Origin of the sequence: Methylosinus sp. (assembly GCF_036560965.1) — a bacterium.
Classification (GTDB): Bacteria; Pseudomonadota; Alphaproteobacteria; order Rhizobiales; family Beijerinckiaceae; genus Methylosinus.
In genome coordinates this window covers 39,410-53,208 of record NZ_DATBQF010000012.1, presented here as the reverse complement: position 1 = coordinate 53,208, position 13,799 = coordinate 39,410, and the positions used below count along the sequence as shown (strand labels likewise).

The following is a 13,799-nucleotide window of genomic DNA, read 5'->3' as shown; positions in this document are numbered from 1 at the left end:
GGAGTAGAGCGCCGAATAGGGCCCGTACATGACGTCGATGCGCGACACCTCCTCGGGCACGATCATCGAATATTTGGGCGTATGCTCGCTGGTGCCGAACAGCGCCGAGATGAGCATCCCGTCCTTATAGACGAGCTGCCTTTGCGGTTCGAAAGGCCCGATGGTGCGGCCGGTCAGGCTCTGATAGCGGTCGCCTGGGAATTTTGCCGACATGTCGAGGCTCGGCGCATAGCGCAGCATCTCGATCGCCGTCGTGGCGTTGACCGTCTCCGCGATTTTAGCGGCGGTCACCGTATGGACGACCGCGGGAATATTGTCGGGGACGGCCTTGGAAAATGGTTTCTCGCGAGTTGTTTGCGCAGCCGTCGAAGCCGCGCCACGGCCATCGCCTTCGGCGGCCACTTCGATTTCAGGCAGCGCTTCCTGCGCGAAGGCGCCGAGCGATGAAAGAGCGGCGAGCGTCAACACGGCGACGGACGCGCCGCCTCGATCGAGACGGCAAATTTTGGACGACATGAGAAATAGGCTCGCAGCGAACGTGGACCGTCACTGCGAAAGGTCTCTACCCACGATTCGACGCTCGGCATGCGTCGACACGGGTTTCGACCGCCTCGGGGCACCCCGCCCGACGCTTTCGCGCGTGACCACGAATGATGGCAGGTCTCCTGGCTCGCGGGTCACTGCCTTCGACCGCCTTCCCAGGGAACGAGCCCCAGTGGCTGATTGGTCTTCGGCTCGCCGCTTACAGTTGCGGGGGCAGCTGCGGGATTGCAGGCAAAGCCTACTCACCGCATTCCCATTTTGATCCCTTATCGGGAACCATCGTTGTGATTAAGCACGTAGCTCGTCGGGTATGTCAAGCTTCTCTCTGTTGTGGGCGCCGCGTTCGCCGGGCGTGATTTGGGTGTGGTGAGAACGGCGCAGGAGGAGGTCATGTCGGCTTATCCTTTCGGTGACGGCTAAATGTGATGTTATAACATTACATTTGTCAAGCCGGTTTTGCCTTCGGCGATTTCCGAGGCTCGTCGCGACGCGCCGCGATCGCAGCAAAAGGCGGGCGCAGGCGACGCGCACGAACATGTCCTGGGAGCTTTCGCCCGGAAGCAGATAGCGGTCGTCGAGCGTCGCCTTGCCGAACGACGTCAGCAGCGCGTCCAGCCTGCGATCGAGGCGAAGATCGCCGGGAGCCGGCGGCTTGGCCAGAGGTTGCGGCGGCGCGGAATGCAAGGCGCGAAGGGTCGTGCTTCTGCGCATCGGAGAAATTGCTACGAGATGACCATGCTTGTCGAAATCGAACGCCGCCTGCGTCATGCGATGCCCCGCTCGCGTTTGGACGGGACACAGGAAGCAGCGAGCATCGTCCGCGCAAATTCAATGCGCAGGACCGCCAGCGGCCTTCGGGCGCCCCGCCCGTGGACGAAAATGTTCGCGGCAGGTCTCCTGGCTCGCGGGTCGCTGCGCGATCAGCCTTCCCAGCGCATTCGCGCCGGTGGCGTCTTTGATCGCGCTCGCCGCTCACAGTTGCGGGGGCAGCTCCGGGTTCGCCTCTCGGCTCACCGGATTCCCTCTTAGCTCTGGAAGCGACTCCAGAGACCGAGAACATCTATATGTTGGGGCGCATTCGATGCTACTGTCATTAGCGGGTCAGACAATATTGCGTCGCGCGCGACATCGCGGACTTGACCGATTCCGCAATCGGCGCTTACATCATCGGCGATGGTTCCCTTCGGGGATGAAAAGTGAATGCGGTGCGCGCGTTTTCGAACGCGCAATGCCGCGGCTGCCCCCGCAACTGTAAGCGGCGAGCCGAGGACGAACGAAGCCACTGGGGTCCTCTCGACCCTGGGAAGGCCGTCCGAGGCGACGACCCGCGAGCCAGGAGACCTGCCATCAGTCGTGGTCACGCGCGAAGGCGTCGGGCGGGGTGCCCCGAGGCGGCCGAAACCCGTCGTCGTGCGCGCCTCGAGCGCGCTCGCGCGGGCGGAGACCATTCGCAGTGACGGTCCACGTTCGCTGCTGGTCTTTAACTCATGCACATGCAATCCTCGCGAGTCGTCATCGACGGCTCGTTCGCGCACATGCTGCGCGCTTCCACCATTCTCTCCGCTTTCATTCTTTCTGCTCTCGCGTCTTCTGTGAAGGGACAGGAAGCTCTGCCGGAAATCGATGTCGGCACGGTCATCACGCCGGATCGCGTCGAGGAGCCGGCCTCGCGCACCGCCGCCTCCGTGTCGGTCGTGACGCCGGCTGAAATCGAGAAGCGCGGCTCTCTCGGATTGATCGACGTGCTGCGCGGCGTTCCGGGACTCGATATCTACGGCTTCGGCGGACCGGGCGCGCAGTACAACGTGGTCTTGCGCGGCTCCACGCCGAGCCAGACTCTGCTGCTGATCGACGGCGTGCGCATCGGCGATCCGTCGAGCGGCGGCGGCGAGGCCGATCTCGGCGGCTTCGCGATTCTCGACCTCGAGCGGATCGAGGTTCTGCGCGGCCCGCAATCGGCGCTCTACGGCTCGGACGCCATGGGCGGCGTCATCAACCTCATCACGCGCAAAGGCGCGGGAAAGCCGCGGGGCTCCGTGCTCGCGGAAGGCGGAACCTATGGAACGGCCCATACGCGCGCCAGCGTTTCTGGCAGCGAAGGCGATTTGTCCTACGCCTTCGCGATCGACGCGCTGCATACGGACGGCTTTCCCCGCTATGGCTATCGCATCGCGAGGCCGCTGACGATGGCGGATCGCGTGACCCCTCTGCCGCCTTTGCCGTCTGGCGATCCCACCAATCGCGGCGGCGCGAGCGCGCGCCTCGGCTATCGTTTTTCCAACGACTTCTCTGTCGAAGGCGCGTTCAACGGGCATGACTCGTCGATCCGCTTCGACAATCCGAGCGCGTATAACCCGACGAACGTCTACAGTCCGAACAATCATCAGCACGCGTCATTCGCTCAAGGCTATCTGCGCGCCGATCTCGATCTGTTCGACCATCGGCTGCATAACCGGCTGACGCTGTTCGGTAATGTCACCAACAGAGACGTGTGGGTGACGGAATCCTGCTACGATCTGTCCTGGAACTCTTTCGACTGCCGGCTCGGCTATCGCGGCAGCCGACGCGGCCTCGAATATCAGGGCGATTTGAAGCTCGGCGAGTATGGGCTCGTCAGCTTCGGCGCGCGCAACGAGACCGAGTCGCTGCACACTTCGCAGGACCCGGCGCCTGTCGGAACGTTCACGCCGACCGACGCGGCGCAGACCACGCATTCGGGGTTCGCGCAGCATCAGTTCACGGTGCTGGACCGATTCGACTTCACCTATAGCGGCCGCATCGACGCGGTCGACAACAACAGCACCTTCGCGACATGGCGCACGACCGCCGCCTATCGCCTCGAGGAGACCGGCACGAAATTCCGAGCGACGGCGGGAACGGGCGCACGCGTGGCGTCGCTCTTCCAGCGATTCAGCCAATATGGCGATCCGAAGCTGCTGCCGGAGCGGAGCACGGGATTCGACGTCGGCGTCGATCAGAAGCTGCTCTCGGGGCGGGCGCTGCTGTCGGTCAGCCTGTTCGACAGCCGCTATCAAAATCTCATCGGCTATGGGGCGTCGTCGGGCTGCACGGCGGTGCAGATCGCCGCTTTCGGCGGCTGCTATTACAATGTCGGACGCGCCGAGATGAAAGGCGTCGAATTTTCGGGCGAGGCCGTGATCGTCCCGGACGAATGGCGCGTGCGCGGGTCCTACACGCATCTCGCCGCGATCGATCGCGCCAAAGATCAGACGCTCACGCTGCGCCCACGCGATAAGGGATCGGTCTCGGTCATCTACACTGGCATCCCGAAGCTCGAGCTCGAAGCGCGAGTGGTTGTGACCGGCGCAGTTCCCGCCACCGACTGGGTCTATTCCAAGCGCGTCGCGCTCGCTTCCTATGCGAGAGTTGATCTGTTCGGCAGTTACAAGGTCGACGATCTTTTCTCGGTCTTCGCCCGCATCGAGAATATCGGCGACGCGCGCTATGAGGAAACCAATAATTACGGAACGACCGCGCGGGCGGTCTATGGCGGCGTGAAGCTGACATGGTGACGGGACCTCGATCCGATTTCGTCCTATCGATCAACCAAAGAGGAGAAGAATGATGCTCTACAAAATTCAAGCGCCGGCCTTATGGATCGCGTTGCTGGTCGCGAGCGCGGCGCTGCTCAGTGGCGCTCTCGTCTGCGCAACGCCCTTCGCGGCTTTCGCAGCGCTCGCGGCGATCACTTTGCCACGCCGCGCCGCCGCGCTGGCGGCGGCGTGCGCATGGCTCGCCAATCAGCTGGTCGGCTTCGCGATTCTGAATTTTCCGATCGGCTTCGAATCGATGATGTGGTCGGCGATCCTGCTCGCGTCCATGGTCGCGACCACCGTCGCCGTGCAGAGCGTCTGCGGCGGTCTGGCGCGGTTCGGGACCGCAGGGTCGATGGTCGCGGGCTTTCTCGCCAGCCAGCTCGTCTTCCGCGGCCTCATGATCGTCGCAGCGTCGATCCTCGGCGGGATAGAGGGATTTACGATCGAGAATCTCGCCTTTCTCTCCGCGGTCGATTTTGCGACATTCGTCGGATTGCTCGTGATCGCGGAAGTCGCCGCTTTCGTCGGCCGGTCGGTTCTCAGTCCTGTGCGAATGGCGCAGCCGCGCGCCTGACGATGGACCAAACATTCATCGTCGAGACCGGGGCGCCGCGGCGCGGCGTTCCATCATTCACCGGAGAAAGCGAAATGGTGGTTCCGCCTCCTCGTCACGAGCTGATCGACAATCCAGACGGTTCACAGACTCGCTACAGCTACTTTGACGCCTCGGAGGAAACGCTCATCCGGCTCACGCGCGAGCTCTTCGACGATCATTGGCGGCGACTCACTGTCGGGCCCTGGGTCCTCGGCGCCGTCTTCGAGCTCACCTTCGATCGCGCGCCGAAGGTGACGATCTCGAACGGCTATCTGACCGTGGACGCCGGCGCATGGCATTTTCATCTGTGCATCGCGAATTACAAAGCAAGCGGCTTGCCGGAATCGCATCTTCTGCGTCGCGTATCCAAGGTCGCTTTCTATGATTGGCGAGGCGATGGCTCGATCAAGGAGCGCAGCTCCGGCATCCGCATGTGGAACGGCTATGGCGAGCAGATGACGACCATCTTCTTTCCGCATGTCCTGCTCGGCGAGACGTCCCATACGGTCGGTCCGCCGAACTGGGAGAATCTACGACTCTATTATGAATACCGCCGACGCTATCTCGGCGAGTCGGTTCCGACGGATCTGGAGGCGGCCGGACGCGCGCCATTGCGCGCATAGAGTTCTAGGCGCGGATCAATCGCTTCGTGCGACTGCTAGGGAAAAGGACACAGGCGATGAGCGAATCAGTGTGGGCGACGCCCGAGCGGAGAACGGACTCGGATGGGACGCCGGTCGATGTCTTTGCGTTGCCTGCCGACGCGGCGAGCCTCGAGGCGCTGTTCCGCGACCTGTTCGAGCGTCATTGGGAAGAGATCGTGTTCGGCCCGATCATTCAGGGCGCCGCATTCGAAATCTATCCCGATTGTGCGCCGACGCGGATCGGCCTGCTCGACGGCTATCTGACAGTCGCCTTCGGACGCACGCATTTCCACGTCTGCATCGGCGAAACGAAGGGACCGCGTAGCCGTCCGACGTCGCCCGAGCTCGCGCGCCATAGGCGTACGGCGCGAGCGGAGCTGCATCGCCGCTTCGCCGGAACTTGCGTGCCCATGTCCTGGAGTCTCCAGCTCTTCAACGGCGCGGGCGAGCAACAGCTTACCGTGCTCTTGCCAAACCCCTTCCTCGACCATGAAACGGGCAGATTTCTGAAGGAGCCCGATTGGTCGCGCCTCGCTCTGTGGGATGCGCTGCGCGCGCGCTGGCTCGGCTTGCGAGACGCCGATCCCGTCGATCGGTCGGCGACCCGCGGGCGCTAGCGATCGAACGAATTTTTCGCTGGCGACGCGGAGCCGCCGGCCTTTAAAATACTCGCCCGTACGAAATTGCGTTGGCGAGCAGAACAGAAGACGGAAAGATACGCTCCTTCCGTCGTCCACGTCACATCAGAGGAGACTTGTCATGACTGGATATTCGATTGTTTCGCCGAAAGCGCGCCGTGCTATTTGGATTCTCGCCTTGGTCGTCGGCAGTGTGCTCTTCACCTTCGGCTTCGCCTGCGCCGTTCCGTTCGCCGCCCTGGCGGCGATTTCCGCGATGACGCTCGGCCGCCGCGACGCGCTCGCGACGACCGGCGCCATATGGCTCGCCAATCAGGCGATGGGTTTCGCATTCTTGCGTTACCCGACAGACAGCGAGACGCTCGCCTGGGGCGCGGCGCTCGGACTCGTCGCTCTCCTGTCTTGCGAGACCGCCGGCTTCGTCATGAGACGCCTCGCCGGCGTCGTCGGCGCCTCCGTTGCTTTCCTTGCGGCCTTCGTCGCCTATGAAGGATCGATCATCCTCATCGATGTCGCGATCGGCTATCGGGGCGTCGCGCTCGCGCCCGAGACTATCGCGCGAATTTTCCTGATCAACGTCAGCGCCTTTGGAGTGCTCTGGGCCCTCCATGCGACGACCTCTGTTCTGGGCCTCACTCGCAAGCTCAGAGTCGAGTTGGCTTCGCGTCACATCTGAGAGATGCTTTCAGCGACAAGGGGCTTTTCATGGCCCCTTGTCACCCATCGATTGGATTTGCGGGCGCATGACGCAGCTTCCCTTTCAGTTCGAATCTGGCTCGCGTCTTCTCGTCCTCCGCTTGCCTGAAACCCACGAGACGCTCGGCTGGTCGATCAATCGGCCCGGATTCGCGGAAACGCGCGAGATCGTATGGCTAGAGGTCCGCGATAGAGAACTACCAATTGGTCTCGATCCGATCGCTTTTCTTCGCGCCAGACTGTCGTCTTTCGGGCTCGATGAAAGCGCCGTCGCCTTCATGACGTCGCGCGACATTCGTCGCAGGCATATGGCTCGCGCCGAAGTCGGTGGCGTCACCGCGACTTGTGTAACCACCGTCGGTCTCTCGAACGGCGAGAGAGTTGGCGCTCGCCGCATGGAACCGCCCCGCGAATGGGGCACGATCAACACGTTCGTCCACCTTTCTCGCTCATTGTCGAACGGCGCCTTCGTCGAAGCGATTTCGATTGCGACGCAGGCGCGGACTGTCGCCATATTGGAGGCGCAGAATCGGCCGCCCGAAGCTACCGTGACCGGCACGGGAACCGATTGCATCATTGTCGCCGCGCCGAGGGGCGAGGACGTCGAACGTTGTGCAGGCCTTCACACCGACATAGGAGAGGCGACCGGCCGCGCGGTCTATGACGCGACGTTCGAAGGCGTCCGGACTTGGAGCGCCGATATCGTCGACATACGATCCGGCGTATCTCTGTGAGACTTCATGGGCTGATCAGATTCGCTGGCGCTTCGCCTCGGAGACTCGCGGCCTGCTCACAGCTCAAGGCGATCACACCATCCTGTCGCCTTCGTCGAGATAGACGCCGGCGAAAGAGATGCGCAGATGCGCGACTCCTTCGCCGCGCCGCACGGATTTCCGAGGCGTGATGCCGAGCGCCTTCACCCCGATATCGAGCTCCGCCAATGCGGCGCAGTCCCGAACATAGCCGTGAATAACGACGCCTTCCCACCCATTTCGGACGGCGTCCTTGGCGATCATGTCGCCGAGAACCGCGCAGCGAGCGCTGCCGCCGACGTCGACGACGAGGACTTTGCCGCGCCCGTCAGTCGCGAGCAGCTCCTTGATGCGGGAATTGTCCTCGAAGCACTTCGCGGTCACGACCGTTCCGTGAAAGGGCCTCTTGCCGCCGAAATCCCGAAGCAATGGAGCGAGCGTGCGCGCCTCGTCGAGAAATCGATCGTAGAGGTCGCAAGTGCTGTCGAAGAGAGTGAAGTCGTTCATGATGTCCCTTGTTCCGCGAATCACTTGACGGGATAAGGCGCGAAGCGCCGCTCATTCTCGTCGATGGCGAGGCGCTGGCCGATGTTGGGAAAGGCCCGTTGCGGGCAGCTCGGGCGCTCGCACACCTTGCAGCCGACGCCGATCGGCGTCGCCGCCTCCGGGTCGGAGAGATCGAGGCCTTTGGAATAGACGAGTCGCGAAGCGTGACGGATGTCGCAGCCGAGTGTCAATCCCGATTGCGGCTTGAAGACCCGCAAATGGGAGGAGGTCGAGCCAGCGCTCGTCAATATGGTCGCCGCCGCGCAACGTCTGCGTGACCTCGCCGCCGCGCGGCAGGGTGGTGGATGATGAGCGAGCGAGCAGCGCCGCCGATCACGACCTTGGTCGACATCGTCTTCCCGCAGGACACGAACCACCATGGGACATTGTTCGGCGGCGTCGGTCTCGCACATATGGACAAGGTCGCCTTCATCACGGCGTCTCGTCACGGGCGGGTCGACTTCGTCACCGCCTCCTGCGAGCGGGTCGACTTCGTGGCTCCCGTCCGTCTCGGCGATCTCGTCGAGCTGACGGGCCGCATCGTCCGCGTCGGTCGTCGCTCGCTCGACGGCGAGGTCGATCTCATCGCCGAAGCGCCGCGATCCGGTGAGCGGAGACGTTGCGGGAGCAGCGTCTTTCACATGGTCGCTCTCGGCGGGCTGGAAAGAAGCGGCGGCGTTCTGCCGCCGCTCCGGCCGCAGGAGGCGCGGCCCGACCAAGACGAGCTCCGCATGGTCGAGCTGGTGTTTCCCGAGCAGACCAGCCACTACGGCCTGCATCCGGATTTTCCAACAGGACTTATCAATTCGCTCGCTGTGGCACGGTCATCGAGCGTGAGGATCGGCCATTTCGCCGGGTGCGGCCCCCGCGAGCGGGAGCGATATGCGCAGGGTTGCGCCCCCGCCGGGGGTGTCTTCGACCCAGATGCGTCCTCCCAGCTTGTCCATCAGCTCCTTGGCGATCGCCAATCCCAGACCAGCGCCGGGACTGGCGCTTTCCTTGCGCCAGAAGGGCTCGAAAATAAGCGCGCGGTCGTCGGGAGGGATTCCTGGTCCATGATCGACGATGCAGATCTCGGGCCCGGGGCCGACGCCCACGATCACGGAACCGCCGACTGGCTCTGCGCGCAGAGCATTGCCGATGAGATTGGCCACCACGCTCTCCAGTGCGAGCCGCTCGGCGCGGACCATGATGATGCTCGCGCCCTCTTCCGAAAATTCGAGATGCCGGCGCATTTTGAGCGCGAGCCGCACATGGAGGTCGACCATCGAGCGGCCGAGCTCGACGATGTCGATCATCTCTTCGAGATCGGCGCCGCGCTTTTCGAGACGTGCGCCGGCCAGCAGCTGCTCGACGATATTGCGGATGCGTGAGGCGTCGCGGCGCAGATCGGTCATCAGGCCTTGCTGCTGCGGGGCGTCGAGCCGCTCGAGAAGGATGGCGACGGGCGTGCGCAGCTCATGGGCGGCGTTGGCCAGGAAGCGTCGCTGACGTTCCGCGCCTTCGTCGAGACGCGAGAGCGCGCCGTTCATGGAGTCGACGAGCGATGAGATTTCCGCCGGAACGCCCTCGAGAGGCAAGCGCTGATGGAGTGAGTTCAAATCGATTCGTTCGGTTTGTTGCGCCACTCGCTTCAGCGGCTCGAGCCCGCGTTTGAAGGCGAGCCATCCGACGCCGACGGCGGCGAGAACCTCGAGAACGAAATATCGAAGATAGCTTTGGAACTCGATCTGCAGCGTGCGCAGAAGATCCCACCACTCGAACAAATGACCGTAGGTCGCGACGGTGACGCGTCCAAATGGCGTCTCCATCAGCGAGAGATGGCCTTTGCCGACCTCGAATCCGTCGCCGTCGATCGAGAAATGCATGTGCGTGGTGCGGATCCGGCGCAAGATCACGAGCTCCGCGACGAGCGCAGGAGAGGAGCCGGCGACCGGCGACTTCGTTTCCCAGTCGAAGACTGCGAAGCGCAGATTCGGCGCGCGCATCATCTCGGCGCGCAGCGCTGGCGAAGGGTCGATCGACAATTCGCCGCTCATCGAACGGCGCAACGATTCGACCACGATGTCGTTCGTCCTCGGAACCGCGAGCTCGTTTCTGTCGCGCTCGAGCATGAGCAGCGCGCCTTCCTCGACGAAGAGCTCGATCGCCAGCGTCGTCAGGACGACGCCGACGATCTGCGCCGCGAGAAGATAGAGAACGAGGCGCCGAGACAGAGACGGCGCTCTCACGCCTCGGCCTCGGTCAAAATATAGCCTCGTCCGCGCACGAGGTTGATCTCGACGCCCGCATTCGCTTCCGCGAGATGCTTTCGGAGCCGCGACACCAGAGTGTCCAGCGCGCCGGGCGAAACGGCGTGGTTCACACCATAGACGTCCTCGAGCAGATCGGTTCGCGACGCGACGCGATCTGCGCGCCGCATGAAGGCCTCCAGCAGCACGAACTCGCGCTTGTGAAGGTGAAACGGCCGTCCGCCGACCAGCGCCTGTCTGGCCATCAAGTCGAAGGACAGAGAACCGAGGGCGATCGGCGGCAGCGGCGCGCCGCCGCCGCCCTGGCGCAGGCGGGCGCGCACGCGCGCGAGAAATTCCGGTCCGTCGAATGGTTTCGTCAAATAGTCGTCGGCGCCGGCGTCGAGCCCCGCGACCTTGTCGCGATTGGCGTCGAGAGCCGAGACCATCATCACGCCGATGCGCGGACGCAGCGCGCGGATCTCGCCGATATGAGCGGCGCTGTCGCCGTCGGGCAAGCGCCGGTCGAGCAGAACGAGATCGTAGGGGAATTGGCGCAACGCCTCGAGCGCCTCCCCGATGCTCGTGGCCTTGTCGCAAGAAAAGCCCGCCCGGTCGAGACGTCGTCCGATGAGCAGGGCCATATCCGGTTCGTCTTCGACGACGAGGAGCCGCATCCCCGTTTCCTCCCATAACCCCCACGACGAAAGTCGGGCGCGCCTCGAGAATACGCATTTCAAAGCGAGATGGAAGAACTGTGGCGCCAGCGCAACAGCAGGCGGCTTTTTCGAGGCCGTCCGTGGCGGCAGATCGGTGTAAGACGGAGAGATATACGGTCTAGCGGCAATCAGCGCTCGCCTTCTTTAGGGCGCCCGACCGAGGAGCCCTATGTTCAGTCGATCGAGCAGCCTGCCACGCGACCGCGGAACCAGGGTCTCGGCGCGCGCGATCCTCGCCTTGCTCGTCGCTCTGCTCGCCTTGCTTCAGGTTTCACTGAAGCCAGGGGCGCTCCGTTCGCTGGCGGCGATAGAGGGGTGGAGCCGCGCGATCGTAGCGCCCGCGTCTTCCTGCGATGGCGACGAGGGCGATCGCTCCTCCGGTCACGATCGACGCCATGCACAGTGCTGCCTGCTGTGCAATGGACGCGATTCGAGCGGGACGGCGCCCGATGCGCCGCGCATCGTCTTCGCGACGACGGCGTCCTTGCTCGTTCGGCGTGCATCGATCCGGCGACGAGGCGCGCCGCGCACGCAGCGTCCGCTCGGCTTTGCGACATCCTGGTCGCCACAGGCGCCGCCGACCTTCTCCTGACAGTCGCCGTTCTTTCCGACCTTCGTCGAACGCGCAGAATGCGCGCCAGGAGAATTCCCCATGTCGTCTTCGATGCTATCGCGCGGCGCTTCCGCCGGCGCGTTGACCCTCGCTCTCGTCTCGGCTTCCGCGCTCGCCCAGGAATCGCTCCCGACCATCGATGTCGGCGCGGAGTCCGCGAACGGCCGGCGGCCGGCCGCGGGCCTGCCGGGCGGAGCGACCGATCCCGCCGCCTATCACAAGCCCAATACCACGACGGCGACCAAGACCGACACGCCGATCAAGCTCGTTCCGACCAGCGTGCAGATCGTGCCGCATCAGGTGCTCGTCGATCAGCAGGCGGTGGTGATCGACGATGCGATCAAAAATGTCAGCGGCGTGTTCTCCTCTCCTTATGTCGGCCTGCAGGGCGGCTGGAACATTCGCGGCTTTCTCGACTACGCCTATTATCTCGATGGCGTGCGGGTGAATTCCTTCGCGGCGCTACCGCCGCGCGAAACCGTCGATGTGCAGCAGATTGAGATTCTCAAAGGTCCGGCCTCGATTCTCTATGGCCGCATCCAGCCGGGCGGACTCGTCGAGGTCACCACCAAGCAGCCGCAGGCGGAGCCGCATTACGAGCTGCAACAATTATTCGGCTCCTACGACCTCTATCGCACGACGCTGAGCATGACCGGGCCGCTCGATGCGGAAAAGAACCTGCTCTATCGCCTTGACGCCTCCTATGAGAGCGCCGACTCGTTCCGCGAAGGCTTGCACGGCAATCACGTTTTCATCGCGCCGAAGCTGAAGTGGTCGCCGACGCAGGACACCTCCGCCACCTTCTATCTGCAATATTACAGCGGTCGAGATCCGATCGACGGCCGCATTCCCGGGCTCTACAGCAAGAGCGTCCCGAAATCGTTCAATTTCGTGGCGCCCGTGCCGATCTCCCGCAATTTCGGTTCGCGTGACGCCGCGCTGCTCACGCGCTATGATCTGCGTCTCGGATATCGCTTCGAGCATTCCTTCGACGCCGATTGGAAGCTGACGCATCGCTTCGATATGAACATACGCGACGTCCCCGAAAAATGGGTGGATGTCTTTAATCCAAATCCAGCCGCCTGCTCGCCCGCCGGTTGCCGGGTCGACCGCGACGCTCTCGCGATCACGCCGAACACCGAGCAGAATTATTTCACCAGTCTCGATGTGAACGGACATTTCGAGACCTTTGGCCTGTCGCACACGCTGCTGATCGGCGCGGACGGCTATCACACGAAGAACGATGCGACGCTGACATTCAACTGGTCGAATGTTCCGCCGTCCGACCTGTTCAATCCGGTGAGTCCCCGCGACCTTCTCCCATATACCTCCGTCGTCGACTCGTCCTTCCGGCAGGTGGTTCGCGAGAGCTGGTATGGCGTCTATCTACAGGATCAGATCGCGCTACCGTATGATTTTCATCTGCTGGCCGGGTTCCGCTACGACTCGGCTCACAACTCGACCGACCGGACCAATCGCGTTCCGGTGTTCTCGACCAAATACACCGTGGTCGACGCCGATGCGGTGAAGCCGCGCGTCGGCTTGTTGTGGCAGCCGCTTCCGCAGCTCTCGCTCTATGGAAATTATGTCGAGGGTTTCGGCGTCTCCAGTGGCGTCAATACCGACAATCGGGCTTTGCCGCCCGAGGAGGCGCGTCAATGGGAGGGCGGCGTCAAGCTCGATCTCTTCGACAGCCGGCTGAGCGCCACCGCTTCCTGGTTCGACATTCTGAAGACCAATGTGCGCACGCCCAGTCCGGATCCGGCGCTCAATGCGGCGGGATTCAAGGTCTCCACCGGCGCCGTGCGCAACAGCGGCGTCGAGCTCGACGTCCAGGGTCAGGCGACCGACGAGATCAAGCTCATCGGCAGCTACACGCATATCGATTCGCAGATCGTCTCCGACAACAGCGGCGTGCAGGGCAATCGTTGGTGGGGCGTTCCGCGTGACGCCGGGAGCCTGTGGGCCGTCTACGAGCCGCAATTCGCGCCCTTGCGTGGCGCGGCGTTCGGCGCCGGCTTCGTGTCGCGCGGCCGCGTCGAGGTCGACCGCGCCAACAGCTTCAGCATTCCGGGCTATACGGTCGTCGATCTGATGGCGCGTTACGGCTTCGACTATCTCGGCAGGAAGGTGACCTTCCAGCTCAATGTCGGCAATCTGCTCGATCGGACCTATTACATCTCTTCCGGCTCGACGAGCGGATTCCTGCCCGGGGCGCCGCGAACCTTCAAGGGCTCCGTGAAGGTCGAGTTCTGATTGCAGCCC

The 13,799-nt window shown here is 63.4% G+C and carries 14 protein-coding genes, 1 pseudogene and 3 riboswitches; of the genes and pseudogenes, 9 read left to right on the top strand and 6 right to left on the bottom strand.

Features of this window, described 5'->3' with window-relative positions; translation table 11 throughout:
* Nucleotides 1-516 (bottom strand): Plug domain-containing protein (locus VIF40_RS03465; RefSeq protein WP_331936128.1); only part of this gene is annotated, 516 nt, incomplete at its 3' end.
* A 122-nt stretch (nucleotides 517-638) separates the two neighbouring features.
* Nucleotides 639-839: riboswitch (cobalamin riboswitch) on the bottom strand.
* Nucleotides 832-1,311: a hypothetical protein gene (locus tag VIF40_RS03460; RefSeq protein WP_331936127.1), complete on the bottom strand. Its 480-nt coding sequence runs from the start codon at nucleotides 1,309-1,311 to the stop codon at nucleotides 832-834. It overlaps the preceding riboswitch by 8 nt.
* Before the next feature lie 102 nt (nucleotides 1,312-1,413).
* A riboswitch (cobalamin riboswitch) is annotated at nucleotides 1,414-1,613 on the bottom strand.
* Nucleotides 1,614-1,700: 87 nt separating this feature from the next.
* Nucleotides 1,701-1,906, top strand: a riboswitch (cobalamin riboswitch).
* 172 nt (nucleotides 1,907-2,078) lie between these two features.
* On the opposite strand from VIF40_RS03460, the gene VIF40_RS03455 reads away from it, so the two are divergent.
* The 6 genes from VIF40_RS03455 to VIF40_RS03430 all read left to right on the top strand — a co-directional run bounded on the left by VIF40_RS03455 (nucleotide 2,079) and on the right by VIF40_RS03430 (nucleotide 7,407).
* The gene (locus VIF40_RS03455; protein ID WP_331936126.1) at nucleotides 2,079-4,076 is read left to right on the top strand and encodes a TonB-dependent receptor plug domain-containing protein; all 1,998 of its coding nucleotides are present in this window, start codon (nucleotides 2,079-2,081) and stop codon (nucleotides 4,074-4,076) included.
* 49 nt (nucleotides 4,077-4,125) lie between these two features.
* Nucleotides 4,126-4,674, top strand: coding sequence for a hypothetical protein (locus VIF40_RS03450; RefSeq protein ID WP_331936125.1), 549 nt, complete (start codon nucleotides 4,126-4,128; stop codon nucleotides 4,672-4,674).
* Nucleotides 4,675-4,676: 2 nt separating this feature from the next.
* A complete protein-coding gene (locus VIF40_RS03445) occupies nucleotides 4,677-5,318 on the top strand; it encodes a DUF7676 family protein (RefSeq protein ID WP_331936124.1) in 642 nt (213 codons plus the stop codon).
* A 56-nt stretch (nucleotides 5,319-5,374) separates the two neighbouring features.
* On the top strand, nucleotides 5,375-5,956 hold the full coding sequence (locus VIF40_RS03440) for a DUF7676 family protein (RefSeq protein ID WP_331936123.1): 582 nt from the start codon (nucleotides 5,375-5,377) through the stop codon (nucleotides 5,954-5,956).
* 199 nt (nucleotides 5,957-6,155) lie between these two features.
* On the top strand, nucleotides 6,156-6,653 hold the full coding sequence (locus VIF40_RS03435; RefSeq protein ID WP_331936122.1) for a hypothetical protein: 498 nt from the start codon (nucleotides 6,156-6,158) through the stop codon (nucleotides 6,651-6,653).
* Nucleotides 6,586-7,407 (top strand): adenosylcobinamide amidohydrolase, encoded by an 822-nt coding sequence (locus VIF40_RS03430; RefSeq protein WP_331936121.1) that lies wholly within the window; start codon nucleotides 6,586-6,588, stop codon nucleotides 7,405-7,407. The genes VIF40_RS03435 and VIF40_RS03430 overlap by 68 nt, the downstream gene beginning before the upstream one ends.
* A 72-nt stretch (nucleotides 7,408-7,479) precedes the next feature.
* On the opposite strand, the gene rraA is transcribed toward VIF40_RS03430, so the two are convergent.
* Entirely contained in the window at nucleotides 7,480-7,932 is a 453-nt protein-coding gene (gene rraA, locus VIF40_RS03425; protein WP_331936120.1) for a ribonuclease E activity regulator RraA, read from the bottom strand.
* A gap of 20 nt (nucleotides 7,933-7,952) precedes the next feature.
* A complete protein-coding gene (locus tag VIF40_RS21380) occupies nucleotides 7,953-8,162 on the bottom strand; it encodes a short-chain fatty acyl-CoA regulator family protein (protein ID WP_414684747.1) in 210 nt (69 codons plus the stop codon).
* 114 nt (nucleotides 8,163-8,276) lie between these two features.
* Between VIF40_RS21380 and VIF40_RS03415 the strand changes: the two are divergent.
* Nucleotides 8,277-8,513 (top strand): annotated as a pseudogene (locus VIF40_RS03415) (acyl-CoA thioesterase); the annotation flags it as partial.
* Between the two features lie 282 nt (nucleotides 8,514-8,795).
* Here the strand turns inward: VIF40_RS03415 and VIF40_RS03410 are convergent.
* On the bottom strand, nucleotides 8,796-10,202 hold the full coding sequence (locus tag VIF40_RS03410) for a HAMP domain-containing sensor histidine kinase (protein ID WP_331936119.1): 1,407 nt from the start codon (nucleotides 10,200-10,202) through the stop codon (nucleotides 8,796-8,798).
* Nucleotides 10,199-10,879, bottom strand: a complete 681-nt coding sequence (locus VIF40_RS03405) for a response regulator transcription factor (protein WP_331936118.1) — start codon at nucleotides 10,877-10,879, stop codon at nucleotides 10,199-10,201. The genes VIF40_RS03410 and VIF40_RS03405 overlap by 4 nt, the downstream gene beginning before the upstream one ends.
* Before the next feature lie 211 nt (nucleotides 10,880-11,090).
* Here VIF40_RS03405 and VIF40_RS03400 point away from each other — a divergent pair, with 211 nt between their 5' ends.
* Nucleotides 11,091-11,513 carry a hypothetical protein gene (locus VIF40_RS03400; protein ID WP_331936117.1) on the top strand — a complete coding sequence of 141 codons (423 nt, stop codon included), beginning with the start codon at nucleotides 11,091-11,093 and terminating at the stop codon, nucleotides 11,511-11,513.
* A 60-nt stretch (nucleotides 11,514-11,573) separates the two neighbouring features.
* Nucleotides 11,574-13,790, top strand: a complete 2,217-nt coding sequence (locus tag VIF40_RS03395; protein ID WP_331936116.1) for a TonB-dependent siderophore receptor — start codon at nucleotides 11,574-11,576, stop codon at nucleotides 13,788-13,790.
* The last annotated feature ends 9 nt before the right edge of the window (nucleotides 13,791-13,799 follow it).

Coding starts and splice junctions, on each gene's coding strand:
- VIF40_RS03400 (WP_331936117.1), top strand. CDS start 11,091: ATGTTCAGTCGATCGAGCAGCCTGCCACGCGACCGCGGAACCAGGGTC.
- VIF40_RS03445 (WP_331936124.1), top strand. CDS start 4,677: ATGGACCAAACATTCATCGTCGAGACCGGGGCGCCGCGGCGCGGCGTT.
- VIF40_RS03460 (WP_331936127.1), bottom strand. CDS start 1,311: ATGACGCAGGCGGCGTTCGATTTCGACAAGCATGGTCATCTCGTAGCA.
- VIF40_RS03455 (WP_331936126.1), top strand. CDS start 2,079: ATGCTGCGCGCTTCCACCATTCTCTCCGCTTTCATTCTTTCTGCTCTC.
- rraA (WP_331936120.1), bottom strand. CDS start 7,932: ATGAACGACTTCACTCTCTTCGACAGCACTTGCGACCTCTACGATCGA.
- VIF40_RS03405 (WP_331936118.1), bottom strand. CDS start 10,879: ATGCGGCTCCTCGTCGTCGAAGACGAACCGGATATGGCCCTGCTCATC.
- VIF40_RS03440 (WP_331936123.1), top strand. CDS start 5,375: ATGAGCGAATCAGTGTGGGCGACGCCCGAGCGGAGAACGGACTCGGAT.
- VIF40_RS03430 (WP_331936121.1), top strand. CDS start 6,586: ATGCGACGACCTCTGTTCTGGGCCTCACTCGCAAGCTCAGAGTCGAGT.
- VIF40_RS03450 (WP_331936125.1), top strand. CDS start 4,126: ATGATGCTCTACAAAATTCAAGCGCCGGCCTTATGGATCGCGTTGCTG.
- VIF40_RS03395 (WP_331936116.1), top strand. CDS start 11,574: ATGTCGTCTTCGATGCTATCGCGCGGCGCTTCCGCCGGCGCGTTGACC.